This is a genomic window from Irregularibacter muris (assembly GCF_024622505.1).
Classification (GTDB): Bacteria; Bacillota; Clostridia; order Eubacteriales; family Garciellaceae; genus Irregularibacter; species Irregularibacter muris.
Window position 1 is genome coordinate 21,463 of sequence record NZ_JANKAS010000019.1, and the last position, 18,753, is coordinate 40,215.

At 36.3% G+C, this 18,753-nt stretch carries 15 protein-coding genes, 1 CRISPR repeat array and 1 other annotated feature; of the genes, 3 read left to right on the top strand and 12 right to left on the bottom strand.

Annotation, left to right across the window (positions count from 1 at the left end; all coding sequences use genetic code 11):
• Positions 1 to 50: 50 nt before the first annotated feature.
• The 7 genes from NSA47_RS14195 to NSA47_RS14225 all read right to left on the bottom strand — a co-directional run bounded on the left by NSA47_RS14195 (position 51) and on the right by NSA47_RS14225 (position 9,377).
• Positions 51 to 248: a glutathione S-transferase N-terminal domain-containing protein gene (locus NSA47_RS14195; RefSeq protein WP_257533166.1), complete on the bottom strand. Its 198-nt coding sequence runs from the start codon at positions 246 to 248 to the stop codon at positions 51 to 53.
• A gap of 69 nt (positions 249 to 317) precedes the next feature.
• Entirely contained in the window at positions 318 to 3,428 is a 3,111-nt protein-coding gene (gene ileS / locus NSA47_RS14200) for an isoleucine--tRNA ligase (protein ID WP_257533107.1), read from the bottom strand.
• 258 nt (positions 3,429 to 3,686) lie between these two features.
• Positions 3,687 to 3,901, bottom strand: a binding site (T-box leader).
• Positions 3,902 to 3,980: 79 nt separating this feature from the next.
• A complete protein-coding gene (locus tag NSA47_RS14205) occupies positions 3,981 to 5,642 on the bottom strand; it encodes a LolA family protein (RefSeq protein WP_257533109.1) in 1,662 nt (553 codons plus the stop codon).
• Positions 5,643 to 5,655: 13 nt separating this feature from the next.
• Positions 5,656 to 6,123, bottom strand: a complete 468-nt coding sequence (locus NSA47_RS14210) for an RNA polymerase sigma factor (protein WP_257533111.1) — start codon at positions 6,121 to 6,123, stop codon at positions 5,656 to 5,658.
• Positions 6,124 to 6,398: 275 nt separating this feature from the next.
• On the bottom strand, positions 6,399 to 7,628 hold the full coding sequence (nagZ, locus tag NSA47_RS14215) for a beta-N-acetylhexosaminidase (RefSeq protein WP_257533113.1): 1,230 nt from the start codon (positions 7,626 to 7,628) through the stop codon (positions 6,399 to 6,401).
• Positions 7,629 to 7,948: 320 nt separating this feature from the next.
• Entirely contained in the window at positions 7,949 to 8,854 is a 906-nt protein-coding gene (locus tag NSA47_RS14220; RefSeq protein ID WP_257533115.1) for a hypothetical protein, read from the bottom strand.
• 28 nt (positions 8,855 to 8,882) lie between these two features.
• Entirely contained in the window at positions 8,883 to 9,377 is a 495-nt protein-coding gene (locus NSA47_RS14225; protein WP_257533117.1) for a pyridoxamine 5'-phosphate oxidase family protein, read from the bottom strand.
• 222 nt (positions 9,378 to 9,599) lie between these two features.
• Between NSA47_RS14225 and NSA47_RS14230 the strand changes: the two genes are divergently transcribed.
• On the top strand, positions 9,600 to 10,133 hold the full coding sequence (locus NSA47_RS14230) for a YcxB family protein (protein WP_257533149.1): 534 nt from the start codon (positions 9,600 to 9,602) through the stop codon (positions 10,131 to 10,133).
• Positions 10,134 to 10,193: 60 nt separating this feature from the next.
• On the opposite strand, the gene NSA47_RS14235 is transcribed toward NSA47_RS14230, so the two are convergent.
• On the bottom strand, positions 10,194 to 11,054 hold the full coding sequence (locus tag NSA47_RS14235; RefSeq protein WP_257533152.1) for an NAD(P)H-dependent oxidoreductase: 861 nt from the start codon (positions 11,052 to 11,054) through the stop codon (positions 10,194 to 10,196).
• Positions 11,055 to 11,122: 68 nt separating this feature from the next.
• Positions 11,123 to 12,028 carry a LysR family transcriptional regulator gene (locus tag NSA47_RS14240; RefSeq protein ID WP_257533153.1) on the bottom strand — a complete coding sequence of 302 codons (906 nt, stop codon included), beginning with the start codon at positions 12,026 to 12,028 and terminating at the stop codon, positions 11,123 to 11,125.
• A gap of 318 nt (positions 12,029 to 12,346) precedes the next feature.
• Between NSA47_RS14240 and grxC the strand changes: the two genes are divergently transcribed.
• Entirely contained in the window at positions 12,347 to 12,598 is a 252-nt protein-coding gene (gene grxC, locus NSA47_RS14245; protein ID WP_257533155.1) for a glutaredoxin 3, read from the top strand.
• 70 nt (positions 12,599 to 12,668) lie between these two features.
• Here grxC and NSA47_RS14250 read toward each other — a convergent pair whose 3' ends face one another.
• From NSA47_RS14250 to NSA47_RS14260, 3 genes are read right to left on the bottom strand one after another with little or no spacing between them, the layout of a single operon-like run.
• Positions 12,669 to 13,136 (bottom strand): (2Fe-2S)-binding protein, encoded by a 468-nt coding sequence (locus NSA47_RS14250; RefSeq protein WP_257533157.1) that lies wholly within the window; start codon positions 13,134 to 13,136, stop codon positions 12,669 to 12,671.
• A gap of 3 nt (positions 13,137 to 13,139) precedes the next feature.
• Positions 13,140 to 13,976: an FAD binding domain-containing protein gene (locus NSA47_RS14255; protein WP_257533160.1), complete on the bottom strand. Its 837-nt coding sequence runs from the start codon at positions 13,974 to 13,976 to the stop codon at positions 13,140 to 13,142.
• A complete protein-coding gene (locus NSA47_RS14260) occupies positions 13,963 to 16,308 on the bottom strand; it encodes a xanthine dehydrogenase family protein molybdopterin-binding subunit (RefSeq protein ID WP_257533162.1) in 2,346 nt (781 codons plus the stop codon). The genes NSA47_RS14255 and NSA47_RS14260 overlap by 14 nt, the downstream gene beginning before the upstream one ends.
• Before the next feature lie 315 nt (positions 16,309 to 16,623).
• Positions 16,624 to 17,114: a CRISPR direct-repeat array (repeat unit 28 nt; unit sequence ATTTACATTCCACTTTGGTTCTATTAAA).
• Positions 17,115 to 17,250: 136 nt separating this feature from the next.
• Here NSA47_RS14260 and istA point away from each other — a divergent pair.
• Positions 17,251 to 18,630 carry an IS21 family transposase gene (gene istA, locus NSA47_RS14265; protein ID WP_257533164.1) on the top strand — a complete coding sequence of 460 codons (1,380 nt, stop codon included), beginning with the start codon at positions 17,251 to 17,253 and terminating at the stop codon, positions 18,628 to 18,630.
• The last annotated feature ends 123 nt before the right edge of the window (positions 18,631 to 18,753 follow it).

Below are 18,753 nucleotides of genomic sequence, written 5' to 3' on the forward strand. Positions count from 1 at the left end.
CTATTTTGCTAGCCTGAGTTCAACTGATTCCTATCATTCGGGCCTATATCTTATTTCCTTATACTTTCTATATTTTCTTCTATCCAATTCATAATATCCATGGATTCATACATTCCCTTACCATCTATAGATAACATGGGAACTTGCATCTTGCCCCCAATTTCTAAGATAGTTGATATATATTCTCTCTGCTTGGATAGGTTGATAATTTCTATATCCAAATTTTCCTTTTCTATAATATCCATTATAGGCTTACAGTATGCTCACATTGTTGTAATGAATAATTTTAGATTCACTTTAAACCTCCTTTCTCCTTCTTATTCCTTCCCTACTCTTTCCACTTTCATTCCAGTCATGTGATCATTTAGGTTTTGTTTTTCTAAGGTATCATCTTGTGCTTTTTCAATGCTTACTGCTAAGGTTTCTTGTTTGATATATTCTTCAAAAGCTCCTACTGCCTCTTGGATAGTCTCATCTCCGTCATAGGTAATACGAATTTGATCCGTCACTTCAAAGTCTTCATTTTTTCTCATTTGTTGTACTTTAGACACCAATTCTCTAGCAAAACCTTCATTAATAAGTTCTTCTGTAAGAGTGGTATCTAGGATGACAAATAGATTGTTTTCCATTTGCACCATAAAGCCTTCTTTAGCAGAGATATTGATCATAACAAAGTCTTTTTTAATCTCTACTTCTTCCCCATCTAAATTGAGAAGCAGGCTTTCTCCTGCCTCTAGCTTAGGGGCCACTTCATTGGCATTTAGCTTACTTAGTTCTTTTCCTAATAATTTAATCTTAGGTCCTAGGATGGGTCCAGCGACTTTAAAGTTTGGCTTTAGGTTAAAGTCCATAAAAGCATTTAGGTCTTTTTCGAAGTCTACTTCTTTGACATTAAGCTCTTCTTCCATCAAGGGTACTAGATCAGAAATTAAGTCCTCATATTTCCCATCAATAAGCACTTTTTGTAGAGGTTGGCGAACTTTGATTTGTTCTTGAGCACGGGCTGCTCTACCTAGGCCTACTAAATCTCTTACTAAGTCCATTCTTTCTTCTACTTTTTTAGCAATTAAGTCTTCATTCACCACAGGATAATCTGCCAGATGTACGGAAATTTTTCCTGTAAGATTTTGATAGATTTCTTCGGAGATATAGGGAGCAAAGGGAGCAATAAGTCTTGACAAGCCTTCTAGTACTTCAAAGGTGGTATTATACACTGCTTTTTTGTCCTCAGTAAGCTCGCTATCCCAGAATCTTCTTCTATTTCTTCGGATATACCAGTTGGATAAATCCTCATTGACAAAGTCTTGAATCTTCCTTACCGCCTTAGTTAGGTCAAAGATGGAAAGCTCAGATTCTACTTCCTTTACTAAGCTATTGTATTTGGATAAAATCCAACGATCAATTTCAGGACGGTTGTTGTATTCTACGAAAAACTCCCTAGGGTTTACTTCATCAGTATTGGCATAAAGGGTAAAGAAAGTATAGACATTTCTTAGGGTCCCAAAGAATTTGCTTTGGACTTCCTTTAGACCTTCGATATCAAAACGAGTAGGCGTCCAGGCTGGGGATACATAAAGTAGATACCAACGTAATACGTCTGCACCGTATTCATCAAATAGTGTAAAGGGATCTACGGTATTGCCCCTAGATTTGGACATCTTTCTGCCTTCTTTGTCCAAGATAAGGTCATTGACCAATACTCTTTTGTAAGGAGCCATGTCCTTCACAAAGGTTCCAATCACCATGAGAGAATAGAACCATCCTCTTGTCTGATCAATCCCCTCACAGATAAAATCTGCTGGGAATTGATTTTCAAACTCTTCTTTATTTTCAAAGGGGTAATGTTGTTGGGCAAAGGGCATGGAGCCACTATCAAACCAACAGTCAATTACCTCTGTCACCCTCGTCATCTTCCCATTACACTTTTCACAGTGTAAATGGACATCATCCACATAGGGGCGGTGTAATTCAATATTTTCATCAATATCTTCTATGGCTCTTTGGGCTAGCTCTGCTCTAGAACCTACAGAAGTGATATGATCGCAGTCTTCACATCTCCATAGGTTTAAAGGTGTCCCCCAATAACGGGTTCTAGAGATGGCCCAGTCATTTACATTTTCTAACCAGTTGCCAAAGCGTTTTTCCCCTACATAATCTGGATACCATCCTACAGTATTATTGTTTTCAATCAGCTTATCCTTTAACTTGGTTACTTCGATATACCAACTAGGTTTAGCATAATATAATAAAGGGGTAGAACATCTCCAGCAATGGGGATAGTTATGCTCCATTTTTTCTTTTTTGAATAACTTGCCTTCTTTATGCAGCCATTTGATGATGTCGATATCGGCATCCATAACAAATTGACCTTCCCAGGGAGTAGTGGTATACTTTCCATCCTCTGCTACAGGCTGCAATACTGGAAGGTCATAACGTCTACCTACCTGATAGTCATCTTCCCCAAAGGCAGGGGCAATGTGTACAATCCCTGTACCATCCTCTATGGTAACATAATCTGCTACCGTCACATAGAAGGCTTTTTTATCTGCCTTTACAAAGGGCATGAGCTGTTCGTATTGAATATATTCTAAGTCCTTGCCCTTCATTTCTTCAATTACTTCATAGTCTTCTCCCATAACCTTATCTGCCAAAGATTTTGCTAAGATAAACACGTTATCCTGACTTTTTACCTTTACATAGGTGACTTCAGGATGTACGGCCAAGGCTACGTTGGAAGCTAGGGTCCAAGGCGTGGTTGTCCATACTAAAAAATGTTCATCGGCGTCTTTTCTCTTAAAGGCCGCAATTACTGTATTGGATTTGATTTCTTTGTACCCTTGAGCCACCTCATGGGAAGCAAGACCTGTTCCACAACGGGGACAGTAGGGCAGGATCTTGTGCCCTTCATAAATATAACCTTCTTTGTGGAACTTATCTAAAATCCACCATACCGATTCAATGTAATTATTGTCCAAAGTGATGTAAGGATTGTCCAAATCCACAAAGTATGCCATTCTTTCAGTCATTTCTCTCCACTGTTTTTCATAGGAGAAAACTGAATGCCTACATCTGTCATTAAACTCTGCTAATCCGTATTCTTCAATTTCTTGCTTACTCGAAAGACTTAATTGTTTTTCCACTTCAATTTCTACAGGTAAACCATGGGTATCCCAACCTGCTTTTCTCTTTACTTGGTAACCCTGCATGGTTTTATGTCTACATACCGAGTCCTTTAGGGTACGGGAAATAACATGATGAATGCCTGGACGACCATTGGCTGTAGGAGGCCCTTCATAAAATACAAAGGGTTTTGCTCCTTCACGATTTCCAATGGTCTTCTCTAAAATATTTTTTTCTTTCCAAAAAGCCGCAAGTTCTTTTTCCCGATTGGCGATGGGCTCATTGGATAAGTTTTTAAACTTTGCCATTTATACTCAATCCTTTCTACACAACTATTTCATTTTATATTTTCACAAGGAAACAATTCCTATTGCTCCAGTGAAAGTTGAAAATTAAAAAGAGCAGCAAAGCTGCTTCCACTAGGAAACCCTAGGTTCCCTTCGGCGATGGCAAAATACGCCATCTGAGCACCCTCCTAATGCGGCAGGGAAAATTCCCCTACAACCCCTTTTTTTATTAAATAGGAAAGTTCTACTTCTATTTAATAAAAAATCCCTAAGCAATCGCTTAGGGACGAATAAACCGTGGTACCACCCTGGTTATAAGAGAATTCCTCTTATCACTTAAACTTCTTAACGCATAGTTACGTAATCCCTTACTGACTTTCAGGGATTCAGCTCCGAGGTGATCTCATAAAGAAATTCCATCATAATCTCTCAGCTCTAGGATTATCTCTCTGTAAATATCTTTCCTTTACTACTGTCCTCTTCTTTGCCTTTTTCTCTTATAGGGTTTTATTCTTTATTTTACCCACATTTCCTGTAAAAAGTCAAGTTTTGTGTTTTCTGTAGAATCTGTTTTTATGGCTGGTCATAACCCACTACCGTCCATATACCGGTGGCGTCCTGTCTAATTAGCTTCTTCAAATACACTTTTTGGATAGATGTTTTATCATTATTTATTTCTATTATTGCCTCCTGCCCATTGTTTTGTAGTACTCTCAATTGCTCTAGTTTAACTGGATAATCTCCCTCAATTCCTTTGGGAGAGATATCTAAGCTTACAAAAACCTGTGCAACAAACAGGGGATCTAGTTTCCATGGAGAATGTCCCGAATCGGCATTTTTCTGATCTCCTTTTTCTACTTCTAAGTCTATAGGAATTTCTACTTTTGGGCTAAAGGTGGATAATTTCTTAGAGAATAATTCTACCTGTCCCTTAGTGAAGTTCTGAATAAATAATGTTAGTTCCTCTAAGGAAGTATTGCCAATAAAAGTATATTCAACATCATTTTTCTGCCACCGAATAGAGTTTATGTCATTTATATCTGAATACAGTCCCCCTCCCAGAATTCTCGTTTCACTTTCTACTGGGGCTTGAATTTCAGCTATATGATTGTTTATCTTTCCTAATGCAGCTGTAGATGCTGGTTTAAATTCCTCTCCCGTCTTTCTCTGTCTTAAAATGATATTTTTTCCCTTTTCCTTAGAAACATATTCTATTTCTACTATCTTGCTCTCTTTGTCTGCAATTATACTATTTTCAATATATGTTTTGGGGATCTCCTTTAGAGTGCTCGGAAAAAATCCCACAATTCCTTGGGCTTCTTCTACATAATGAATGCTTTGAGCAGAATCCCTTTGAACTTCTTTAAATCCTTGGGGCTTATGATAAGTTAAAATATCTTTTGGTATTTCCTCTATAAATTTTATATTCTTATAGGTGACTCTATATTGCACTCCATAATCCATGGCAGCTTGTTTTTGCAGAGGCATATTTGTCTCTTGATCCACCCATATTTTATAAGGGGTACCGCCTTGGGGCGTTATTTCCATAACAATAGCAGGCCTTCCAGCAATAGTATCCTTTCCAACTTTTTCAATCTTTATTGCCCCTTTAATCTGATCAATTTCTTTTCCCAATTCAAACGTGAATTTATAAAGATCAGGAAAAGCCGAAGAAATATTGACTTGCTTTTCTTTGGGCTGGATTTGCCACTTATGTTGTCCGTCATTTGCTGTAATTAAGCCCTTTTGCCAGCCTTGAATATTTTTAACAAAATAGCGTCCTTGTTTGTCTGCCCATACTTCTAATTTTCCTTGGGTAGTGGACTGGCCATTAGCACTGGTTTCTACAATTTCCACGGTTCCATGGTATGCTGCTATTCTTTGGAAAGCCTTTTCCATGGCTTGCACTACATTGGATTGTCCTAAAGGGAATGTAAAAGTTAATAAAAAAGAAAATATTAAGATTGCAGCAATGGATCCTACACCTAGGACCCGTCGTCTTTTTACCTTTTTTGTTTTTTCTTTATATTGTAATTCCTTGGATAGATTGAAAGTCAGTTTGTTAAAATACTCCTCCTTGGGCATAGCTGGTTCTTTAAGCCTCTTAACCCATCTTACGGTATCCAATAGTTCCTCCATTTTAGACGATTCCTGTGGTCTTTTATGTTCTTTAGGTTGTTTCTCTTGATTTAAGCTATCAATATAATCCGATAGTCTCTTTTCATCATTATTCATTCTTATCCCTCCTTTATTCTCCCCATTTAAGAATTTTTGTAAGATTTTCTATTGCTCGATATTGTATTACCCGTATATTGTTTTCACTTTTATCCATTCTTTTTGCTGTATCTGATACAGAATAACCCTTTATAATCCTTAGATTAATTACCATGCGTTGTTCTTTCCCTAGTAACATCAGAGCTTCTTGTATAGTTTCTTTCTCAATGATAGACTCAGTGGGGTCTTCTAAGGCTATTTCTCCTGGATTTATCCCATCAATATTAATGCTTGTACCCCTTCTTTTGGTTTTTCGCCCTTTATCTCTTATGATATTTAATGCTACCGTTTTTAAAAAGCTAATGTGTTTTTCTATTTTATTATTCTTTTTTTGCATATAGGAAAGGGCTTTTAAATAGGTTTCTTGGGTAATATCCTCTGCTTCTTCACGGTTTTGAACTTTGTAATATATAAAGCGATATAAGGACTGCCAAGTAGCCAAACATATTTCTTCTAATGTATTGGAATTATCTTCTCCTTTTGTTTTAATTAGATATACACCTCCATCACTGCAATTGCATTGCTCATTAGAATCCTTGTACTAATAAAGACGTTAAATCAACAGAAATGTTACATGTTCTACAAAAAAGATTACCTCTTTATTGATCAAGAAGGAACATTAGATCTTAGAGAATAAGAAGAATTTCCCCATTTCAACACAAAAGGATGGGTTCACTTATTTCCTGAACCCATCCCTTATTGAAAATATTAACCTTTTTAAAAGTTTTCTAAAATCCTGCCCATTTCTCTGTTTATTTTATCAATCTCTATATCTTCGATCTTCTCATCTGCTAATCCATAATCTTTTTTTATCTTTAATATTCTATACAGGCTTTGATCGATTCGATCTTCAGGTATTTCTCCATTTTCTACTGCATTTTTTAGAGCATCCAATACCTTCACTTCATTTTCATATTCATGACAAACCAAAACAATGTCACTACCTGCTTTTATAGACTGGATTGCCGCTTCTCCTATATCATAGTTTTCCATAATGGCACCCATAGTCATATCATCTGTAATAATCAACCCATTAAAACCTAGTTGTTCTCGTAAAATCCCCTGGATAATGGGCTTTGATAAAGTGGCTGGGTGTTGAGGATCTATCTTATCATAGAGGATATGGGCTACCATTACCGTATCTGCCCCATTGTCTATGGCCTTTTTAAAGGGGAGAAGTTCAAGTTCCATAAGCTCGTCAATATCTTTATTTACAAGGGGTAACCCTAAATGAGAGTCTACATCGGTATCTCCGTGGCCGGGAAAATGTTTCACAACAGATAGAATGTTTTCAGATTGAATGCCCTTCATGGTTTGAATTCCTAGTTCACTGACTATCTTTTCATCGGAGCTGAAAGATCGATCTCCTATAACAGGATTATTCGGATTGCTATTGATATCTAAAACAGGTGCAAAATCCATATTAAACCCCAAGGATTTTATCTGCTTGGCAATAGTCCTTCCTATCTCATGGGAAAGCATTGGGTCATTCTTTTTTCCTATTGCTCCATTAGGAGGTAATTTTTTAAACTCTGGGGGCATTCTACTTACCCTTCCCCCCTCCTCATCAATAGATAAAAACAAAGGAATAGAATTTTTACCATTTGCATTTTTCAAATCATCCGTAAGGTTTACTAGTTGTTGGGGGTTTTCTATGTTTTTACTAAACAAAATAAATCCACCTACATAATGGTTCTCTATCATTTCCTGGACATGTTCATCTAGACTGTGCCCTTCCAAACCTACCATTACCATTTGTCCCACTTTTTCCTCTACTGTCATTTCTTGAATTTTTTCTTGAATGGGATCTTTTTCCTTTTGGGATTCTTCCATATCCTGCTGAGGTGACTTTTCATCACGCTTATCTTCCTGTACATCCTTGGAACATCCTATAACAATACCTAAGAATATCAGCAGAACTATCCCCATAACAAATTTTTTATCCATTCAATTCACCTCACCTTTTTATCATTATACCTTATGTTCTTCTATATTCAATATATTGGGTATTAGCCCACTTTTTCATTTGTTCTCCTGATGTTTGCAGAGATTAATCCTCTCTCCTGACTAGAGTATCTATAATAGTAAAGACGTAAAAATAATAGGGAATGTTACATACTTTTAGACAAAAATGGATTTTATTTTTCGATTTTATTTTTCATAGATATCAAGAAAGTAACCATCATCGCTGTAGTGCAATAGAAAAGTCTGATCTCAAAGGGACATAAGACACTTTTCTATTGCAAAATAAATGACGGGTATCCCCGTCATTTTAGTTCGTGTCTTATATCCTCTAGATTCTTCAGGGCAATATCCCTTTTAATCCTTAAAAGAGGTAAGTTTTCATTTTCAATAGCTTTTTCTAAATCTTCTAAGGAAAGTCTTAATTTTTCTACAAGGGGTTTTTGTTTCTCTGGTATATCAGCTATTTGTCTTAGGGTGTTCATTAAGGATTCTCTTGGCTCTACTCTGATTTTGGCCTGAAACCAACTTCCTTCTTTAGCGTCCAAATAGGATTGTCTTGTGAGATAGTCCATCTTTCCTAAAGTACCATCAGGGTTTCCTTTATAAACATCCATGAAATTGGAAAGAGCTAAAATGACATTATTACATTCTTGAAGCACAAGATCCCTTTCTTCCTCTGTAATATAAGTAGTGAGGTCATATAGAGCCTTCTCCATCTCTGTTATCTTATTCATATCTACTCCCTCTTTGATTACCATGGATTCATATTCATTCCAAGATTCATGAAGGGATTTTAGTGCTTCTTGAGATTCTTGCCATTTCTCTATTATTTGTGCTTGTTTTTCCTTGCTCTTTTCTATATCTTCTCTTTCCTGCTCTTCTTGAGGGCTTTCCATGGTTGAGGAACTCTCCTGCTGCTGTTGTTCCCCTCCCTGCTGTGTCTGCTGTTCTTCACTCTGCTCTTGATTCTCTTTGGGCATTACATCCTCAGGTTTAATTCGTCCCACTTCTTCAATGCTCTCAATCTGGTTAATCATATCATGAACATGCTCATCCATTGCCTTTAAAGGACCAGGAATTTTTTCCTTGTCTTGTTTCCCTTCGGGGGAAGGTCTTTCTTGAGCTCTACAACCCACTGCCATGCCTAATAGAGAAAAAATTACTAGAATTATAATGAAAGCCTTTGCTAAATCTCGGATTTTTTTCATACTACCACTCCCATAGGTTTCCTAATATTTATAAATATACCAGCATATCATCCTTTTGTATTGTTACTTGTTTGTCCATAAGCTTTAATACCTGTTTTGTTCTATCTCCTCGGTCAATAGCATCTAGATATATAATCTCCTCCGGGATAATCTTGATTACCTGAAGTTTTTCTTCCTCCAATAAATGGGCATGGGCGATATATTTTTTCGCTTCCTCTATAAGCCCCTTATCTTCTAAGCTCGTTCTGGCTTGACCAAATATTTGAACGCCTTTAATTTTTCTATAGTCTACATATTCTGTATTGACCAAAAGACATACTTTAGGATTTTTTTCAATGGCCTTGAATTTTTCTCCACCAGCGGAAGGAATATAGATATTCAACTCTTCTCCTAAATAATACTGTACAGGGCTACTTCTTGGGATTTCATTCATACAAGTTGCTATAGATGCACTTTTGTGTTCTTTCAAAAATTTCTCTATATGATGTTCCAATTGTTCAAAGGACATTTTTTTGTTTTCCATTTCTTACATACTCCTTTCATGCTTTACTTTCTTATAGTTTTCATTAACAGGCTTAAAACTATTCATAAAATAAGCAGAGATATGGAATTTAAAATTTATTTTTTGAATTGCATTCTAAATTATTTAAATGTAATTGAAAATATCATATAATAAGATCAATATCCCATCAGTAAACTATTTATCATGAATATATGAAATACATTTGCAAGGAGAAAATAGGCAATGGAAATAAGTTATTCTTTAAATGAGCAGGATTACATAGATTTTAATCTCTATCACATTAATCATTCAGATACTTTAAAAAAATCTCTGATGATTCAAAGATATGTCTTACCCTTGATTTTTTTCATTATTCCCTTTGTGGCTACCAGGGTTACAGATATCCCTCTATGGTATTGGACATCGGTGTCCATGGTTGCTATTGTTGTATGGATGATTTTTTATCCTCGGTATTTTAAGTGGGAAATTTCCAAGAGATTGGTTAAAATGCTAAAGGAAGGAAAAAATGACGTTATGCTAGGTCATCGGAGTTTGTCCTTAACTTCCCAAGGAATTATTGAACATAGTGTTGGAAGTGAATCTAAAACCAGTTGGGATGTCGTAGGAAATATCTATGAAACCAAAGATTATCTTTTTATTTACATTAGCTCGGTGTCCGCTTATATTGTTCCTATTAGAATCTTTGAATCTATGGAGCATAAAGAGAAATTTTTAAAGGAAATAGATGACTATAAAGCTATGGAAAAAGAAAACTAACCTGGGAATATTCCTAGGTTAATTTTCTTTTTATGGTCATTCTATTGATTTTTATCTATTTTAGAAAAAATCCTTATCTAATTTTTTAACTAAATCTTCTCTTAATTTTTCTAACTCTTCTTTATAATTTTCAGAATTATTGGCGGGAGTTCTATCATTTACAAATCTTCCTTTGTTTTGCACACCCCAAAATCCTGCTGTATCATCATCAAATACTTTAAAAGCCTTCATATATTCATCCCAAGCTTCATCATCAATGCCTACACCATCTCCTATATACCCTCTACCGCCCCCTAAGAAGCCAGCATTCATTATGGTATAGATAGATTTATCCTTGAGTAATCCCTCTAAGCCGTCTTGGGTATCTCTATAGGCGAATTGTTTTGCAAAAACGCTTTCCATATAGCCCTTTACTATAGCTGTGGGAGTATCATGCCAATTGGGATAACAAAAGATAATATAATCTGCTTTTGTAACAAAATCCTGCTCTTTTTTGATCTCTGCACTGGGCTCTCCAGCACCGTCTTTCGCATAATAAAAATTGTCCTTCGTAATTACTGGGTTGAAGTTGATATCATATAGATCTCTTAGTTCTACCTCTACGCCCTTTTCTTCAAAATGCTTCATAGCTGTATAAACCAAATCATAGTTTACGCTGTATTTTCTTGGATCTCCTACAATAAACATAGCTTTTTTAGCCTCTCCATCGGTAAATCCCTTAGGCTTATATTCTTTTACTAAATCTTCAGGTAGTAAAGAAGCTGAGGTTTCTCCATCTGCAGTACTGGCACCAGCTTCTGAATCTGTATTTTTACTTTGCTGTTGATTTTCCTCTCCTTTTGAGTTTTCACTAGCAGCACAACCTGCTAAGGCAACTACTAAAGAAAGAATGAGCATAATAGCAATCAATCTTTTTTTCATTTTTGTCCCCCTTATATTTGTCATAGTTTTATAATCAATAGCAAATTTGCTATGAATATATGAGAATGTTAATTATAGGATTCTATTAATCTATTGATGAAAAATTTAAGTTCTTCTTTTAATCGTTCATTTTTTCTCTTCACCACTCCACAGGTGATCTCTAACTTTTTATCTTCATAGGGAATTCTAGCCAAGGTACTATGAATCTTCTTTTTACATTTCCAGTCTACTTCTACAGCAAAGGAAGGTAAATGATGAAGGGCATCATTATAAGCTTGGGTTCCATTGGTGAGTATGGTCTTATTGGTTTCAGGAATATCTAAATACTCTAGTTCAGGATGCAGGCCAAATATTCCCTCAAATAAATAAGATTTTTTCACATGGAACAATCTCTGTAAATCCTCCCTGGAAAGGACCTTTAATTGGCTTTTCTCATTTTTCTTACTAATATGGATCTTCAAATCTCCTACAAACAAATCCTGCAATTCTAGATTTTCTCCTACTAAATATTGCATAATATTTTTCCTCTGAAGCTCACTATAGAGAATTAAACCTATATCGCAATAACGATCCAATACTTTTTGGATGGATTCCTCTGCTCCTCCCTTAGATAGCTCAAATTCATAATTCTCATTATTATATTTTTCACATACTTCATAGAATCTAAAGTTAATAATTTCTGATCCAAAGGATGCTATTTTGACCTTATTTTCATTGGATTTACTGGACAATTTATTCTCCACAATATGAAATTGCTTCACAATAGACTTGGCATGGTGATAAATTTCCACTCCATAGGAAGTTAAAGCCACGCCCCTATTATTTCTATAAAATATAGTCTTTCCCAACTCCTCCTCTAAAGCAGAGACCTGATTGCTTAGATTGGGTTGAGAAATAAATAAATTGTTAGCAGCTCTGGATATGCTACCGGTTTCAGCGATTTCCACTATATATTTTAATTGATTGAAATCCATGGGCACCCTCTACTTTGATAAAATAAGCACAATAATTAAGTCCTCTTTAATATATATCAACATTGTTAATTATTCAACTAAGCGGGTTATATGTATTTTTAGGTGCTACCTATTAAAAATTTATATATAGGCTAGTTCTAATCCTTCTCTGAGTATTTCTATAATTCTCTCAAAATAACCCCTTAAAATTTTAACCTTTTATGTCTACCCTATTGCTGCAGAAGCATTCTTACTCTAAGATAATTGTTTATAGTCTGTTTTAGATTCGTGTTCTTGGAAATAATTAAGGTATAACAACTAAAGATGGAGGTTTAGAAAATGACTAAAGTAGAAATATACACTTGGACTTTTTGTCCCTTTTGTATAAGAGCAAAGGAATTATTCGAAAGAAAAAACACACCCTACATAGAGCATATTATTGATGGTGACGATAAAAAGAAGAAGGAACTTTATGAAAAGACCAATCAAGATACCGTTCCTTTTATCTTTATTAATGATCAATTCATCGGCGGCTATAGTGATTTACAGGCCTTGGAAGATGAAGGTAAGTTGGATTCTATGTTAGGGTAAACCTTTTAAAATACATAAATGAAAATCCTCCTTAGCTATAATTATTGCCTAGCTGGAAAGGATTTTTATTTTATATTTCTTTTCTTAAAATAGACTTTATGGCACTTTCAATTTCCTCATACCCTGTACATCGGCAGATATTAGATTGCAGCCATTGTTGTATAACATCATCATTCGCATCAGGTTGATACTGAGCCAAGGCATGGCAGACCATGAGAAAACCGGAGGTACAATAGCCACATTGAAAGGCAAAATTTTCTACAAAAGCTTTTTGAATGGAGGCATTATTTAGTCCTTCTACTGTGGTGATCTTTTTCCCTACAGCTTCTACCGTAAGCATTAGACAGGATTTCATAGGCCAATCATCGATTAGCACTGTGCAGGCACCACAATCCCCGTTTTCACAGCCAGGTTTTGTACCCGTAAGACCTACCTGCTCCCGTAAGGTATAAAGGAGTATGTCAGAGGGCTTGGCCACTACTTCTCTATCTTCTCCATTAATATGTAAAGTGATAACAACATTATCTTTCGTATACATGACCTAATCCCTCTCTCTAAAATTTGTTATGGCCTGATCCAGCATGGTATGAAGTATAAATTTTCTATATTCTGAAGAACCGCTGATGTCATTGGATATCCCATGGGGTATGCTTTCTATAGTTTGTTTTATTTTCTCATCCTTTGCAGTAGAGGAATTATTTAAAACATCTTCCATTTCTAGAGACCTAAAAGGATGGTTACAAAGACCCGCAAAGGCCATATGTATACTTTTATCATTCTTTAAAGCCACCATGGTAATCAATGGATAATCTATTTTTTCATTTTTGGTTCTTTTTACGTGAAGATAGGGCAAAGACAGATATTTTTCATCAATAATAACCTGGACAATCATTTCTCCTCGCACTAGCTCCAATCTTCTATCAAAGATTTCCTTTATAAGAACTTTTCTTTCGCCATTGATCCCTGCTACTAGAATGTGACTATTGGATACCAAAAGGGGTAATAAAGTTTCATGATAGATAATGGTGCCTGCCAAGTTTCCCCCTAGAGTAATTTTATTTTGCACGGTATGATCGGCAATTCTTTGTGCCGTCATACTAAGTAAGGGGAAGAGTTTTTTTTGTGAAATCTCCCTAAGAGTAAGGGCAGAGCCAAGAATGAGTTGTCCATTTTTTAATTGATGCATCTTGCAACGGGCAATATCCTTAATATCAATTACCGCTTCAGTATATACATTGTGCATTCTCGCCATGGTAATAATCTCTGTTCCTCCCCCATAATATACAGGTCTTTTCCCCTCTCTATCTAACCTTTCATATAATTTTACAGCCTCCTGCACTTCTGTAGGCTTATAATATTCAAAATTAAAGGGTATCATATCTTCCTCCTGTTTTGGATTTCCAGATGTTTTCGGGTGAGATGGGCAATTGATGAAAATCTTCCTCCGCCGCCTTAGAAATGGCATGGGCAAAGGCAGAGGGAATGCCTAAAATACCATCCTCTCCTATTCCCCTAGCTCCAAAGGGAGCATCTATCTGAGGGGTTTCTATAAATTCAACTTCATATTGGGGTTGTTCTCCAAAATGCATGACTTTGTAGGTTCTTAGGGATGTATTTTCAAGGGTACCACTGTCACCATAGAGAAATTCTTCTCTGGTAGCCAGTCCTAAGCCCATACTCATGCCTCCCATAACTACCCCCCTGGCCATCTTTGGATTAATGACCTTACCGATATCTGCAACGGTTACCGCCCTTAGTAATCTATAGGTATAAAGTTTAGGATCATATTCTATTTCCACTGCCTGAACACCCACCGTCCAAGATACACCAGATTTTCCCTTTCCAGTTTCTTTATCTAAGGGGATTAACCGCTCCATGATATAATTGCCTCGCCCTATAAGCTGTCCATATACAGAAGATTGGTTTGGATATTGATAGCCATGGACGATATCCTTAAATTCCACAAATACATCAGGATTTTTCTTTAGAAAGACTCTCTTCTCTTGTACATCAAGACTTTCAGGATTACACCTTAGGACGATAGAGGAAACTTCTTTAATTTGTCTAATTAAATCCTCTGCCGCATCTATAACTGCATTTCCTACCATGAAGGTAGTCATACTGGCTACGGTCTTCCAGTGTTTAGGGCTTATCTGAGTGTTTACATCCATATAGACATAAATTTGTTCTACTTTCATCTTCATTTTCTCTGCGAGTATTTGAGCCATAGTAGTTTTCATCCCTGGGCCTATCTCGGTGGCTCCAAAGTTTAGATTAATGGTTCCGTCGGTATTTAAAGTAAGTACAACTCCAGAGGTAGCGCTAGGGGGAGAGCTGGAGGTTTTCCAAAAACAGCTAACGCCAATGGTTCTGATCATTCCCTTCTTCTTCCTAATCTTCTTATTCTTATCCCAGTTAAGGATTTCTTTTCCTTTTGTAATGCATTTTTCTAAGTCCCCAGTATTACTAAGGGTTATTTTATCTTGGGTAGGGGATAGATCCCCAGGTTTAATGGCATTCATCCTCCTTAGCTCCAAAGGATCTATATTGAGCTCTTGGGCAAGTTTGTTCATAGCCATTTCTATCCCAAAGGTACTTACACTATGACCAAAGCCACGGAAGGATGTAGCATAGGAGTGATTGGTATATACGGCATGAGAATCACAGTGGATATTTTCGATATTGTAGGGGCCTGAACAATCAGTAGCTATGGCTTTAGCCATTCTAGGTCCAGTATCTGAATAGGCGCCACAACTGGTATAGTAAATACACTCCAATGCCTTTATCTTTCCCTCTTTCGTAGCCCCTAATCGTATTTTTCCTTCTGCCCCCAGTTTGGAAGGAGTGCTATTCATATCCTGTTCTCTAGAATTTGCTATTCGCACCATCCGTCCCTTTACTGCGTGGGAAGCGAGAAAGGCTAAAAACTCTATACTCACCGTAGCCTTTCCTCCAAAAGCTCCTCCCACTAAGGGAGTATGTACAACAATCTTTCCTTCATCAATGCCATAAGCCTTGGCTATTTCTTCTTTTACGGCAAAGGGGGCTTGGGTGGAGGTATGTATATTGACAATCCCATCAGGGGATATGCTGCTACTTGCATTTCTCGTTTCCATAGCTAAATGGTCAGAGGAAGGCATGGAAAAATTGTATTCTATGAGATTATCACACTGACTCCAATCATAAGGGGCATTACCCTTTCTAATCTTAATGTGATCACAAATATTGCTATGGGCAAGGGGAGAAACTCCTGAATCTGGACAGAAATATTCCCCTAGGTTTTCATGAATTAGAGTAGCTCCTTGCTTTATAGCATCCTGAATGGAATTTACTACAGGTAGGGGTTGGTATTCTACTTCTACTAATTGGGTAGCAGCCATAGCATTTTCCTCACTGTCAGCTACTATCAAGGCCACTGCTTCTCCGTAATATCTTACTTTGTCCTTGGCTATGGGTGGTCTATCTGTTATCATTGATCCCGTTAATACAGAAAAGTATTTTCCTGTTATTACAGCTTTAACACCCTTATAATTTTCCGCTTTAGAAGTATCTATGTTTTTTATCAATGCATGGGCGTGAGGTGAAGTAACAATCCTAGCATGTAAAATATCCTGAGGTACTGTATCTCCGGTATATTTAGCATTGCCCGTTACCTTGTCCCAAGCATCTTTCCTTGTTGAACTGACTCCGATTTGTGGAGTATGGCGCATGGGCGGTCTCTCCTTTGGTATTAATTATCATCTTAAAAATTATGTAATATCTACTAATATTTCCATATGAAATTTTTATATACCAAGGGGGTAGTGAAGAGAGTCTAAAATTCTCAAAATAAAAATAATATTTGGAAATTTTCATATATCTAAAATACAAAAAAGTTTTTGAGACAGATGTAGTTATAACTTTTATATCAATGATAGTAGTCCTAAGAAACATTAATAGTATGAAATGATTTACATAAAGTTTAACTTCCATTTTGTCTCTATTAAAGGAAGCATCATTGATATTATGGAAAAAAGAGATAAGATATTTACATTCCACTCTGGTTCTATTAAAATAATCTCTTCTGGGTTTGCAGCAGTCGTACCGACTAAATTTACATTCCACTTTGGTTCTATTAAAACAACTTCTACTTTGCTTTCATTAGCAAAAACATTACTATTTACATTCCACTTTGGTTCTATTAAAACGAAGTGGTACCGCTCATTTCATTCAGACCCTTGAAGATTTACATTCCACTTTGGTTCTATTAAAACTCTTCGCAGTAAGGACACTCTCCTTCTACATAAGTATTTACATTCCACTTTGGTTCTATTAAAACTATACATACTATTTCCAGGTTCACTACATATCATTTCCATTTACATTCCACTTTGGTTCTATTAAAGCAACAAAAGAAGATCAATTGAAGCACAAGGTTTTAAATTTACATTCCACTTTGGTTCTATTAAAACTTTAATGGGACTGGTGTTTCACAGGTACGATAACAAAATTTACATTCCACTTTGGTTCTATTAAAACTTGACTTCTTTTGTGAATGTTTATGGTAATCTGAAAATGCAATAAATGGCAGTCAAAAATACAAAAAGTAATTGCCAGTACTAACCTAACAATATACCCTATTAAGTGACTAAGCTTATAGGGGAGGAAAGGAAGTGCTGACAATTACTCAAGTCAATTATATCCGAGAACTGTTCTTTTTGGAAGGTAAAACCTACTCAGAAATTATCAAAATGACTGAAAAAAACTATCGCACTGTTAAAAAGTATATTGAAATGGATGATTTCAACCAACACTGCCATAAAGCTAAAAGACCAAATAAGTCTGATGCCCTAAGACCTATCATACGAAAGTGGTTAACCGAGGATAAATCGAGACATCACAAGCAAAGACATACTGCAAAGAGGATCTATGATCGGCTTAAGGAAGAACATCCAGATATTTTAAAGGTCTCAGACAGAACCGTAAGAAATATTGTTAGAGAAGAAAAAAGAAAGGTATTTGCCTCAGATGATGCCTATCTTCTCTTGGATCACCCAGGCGGTGAAGCACAGGTTGACTTTGGAAGCTTTGAAGCATTTGAAAACGGTTCTATTGGAAGGTTTCACCATCTTATCTTGTCTTTCCCAAAATCAAACGCAGGCTTTGCAGTGGCAGCAAGGAGTGAAACAAGAGAAGCTCTCCTTGAAGGTCTTGCTACAATATTTAACTTTATAGGCTACGTGCCAAGCAGCATATGGTTTGACCAAATGTCATCAGCAGCTCTTAAAGCCAAGGACGAGAAAGGCCGCGTTAAAGTGGCAGATTTCATAACGCGCTTTTCAACTCACTACGGGTTTACCATAAAGTTTTGTAATCCAGCCAGTGGAAATGAAAAAGGTAATGTAGAGAACAAAGTAGGTACCATCAGACGAAATTTGTTTGTCCCAGAGCCTACTATCCTAGATATTAAAGCTTTTAACACCATGCTTTTAGAAAAATGTCTTAAGAGAAACAAAGAGATTCATTATCGCTTCAAAGAACCCATAGAAAAACTCTTTGAGGAAGAAAAATCACTGATGGCACCAGTTAACAAGGTTCCATTCGATACTGCAAAGTATGAAACAAGAAAGGTAAACAAGTACGGACTTATTCACTACTTAGCATGCTGCTACTCAGTCAGCCCAAAGTATGTTGGTCAATCGGTAGTTCTAAAGGTCATGGCTAATGAGATAGAGATATTTTCAAAAGACCTTTCACAAAGAATCACTCACCATCAGAGATTGTTTGAAAAAGGTAGTGAGTCCATTAATTATATAGACTTTATCGACATTATCAAGATAAGACCAAATGCACTGAAGTATTCAGGAATCTACTCTCTGCTTCCCGATTCATGGCAGACCTATCTTCATTCCTTGAATAGAGACTGTCTTAAAAAGGCTTTTGATGTCCTAAAGGTGATCCTCCTTGAAGACGATATGGGGTATGCGGACAAGGTTTTAAGAGAAACAAAAAAGCATGACTCTATATCACCTGAAGCCATAGCAGTAACGTAAGCGTCCAATAATCTCATGGATTTAAAATCAATAAAAGGCATGAGACAATAGACTTCAAAAGAGTACTTTTATAGTTCACCGAGTACTCGGTGAACTATAAAAGCTTGAAAGGAGAGATCTCAT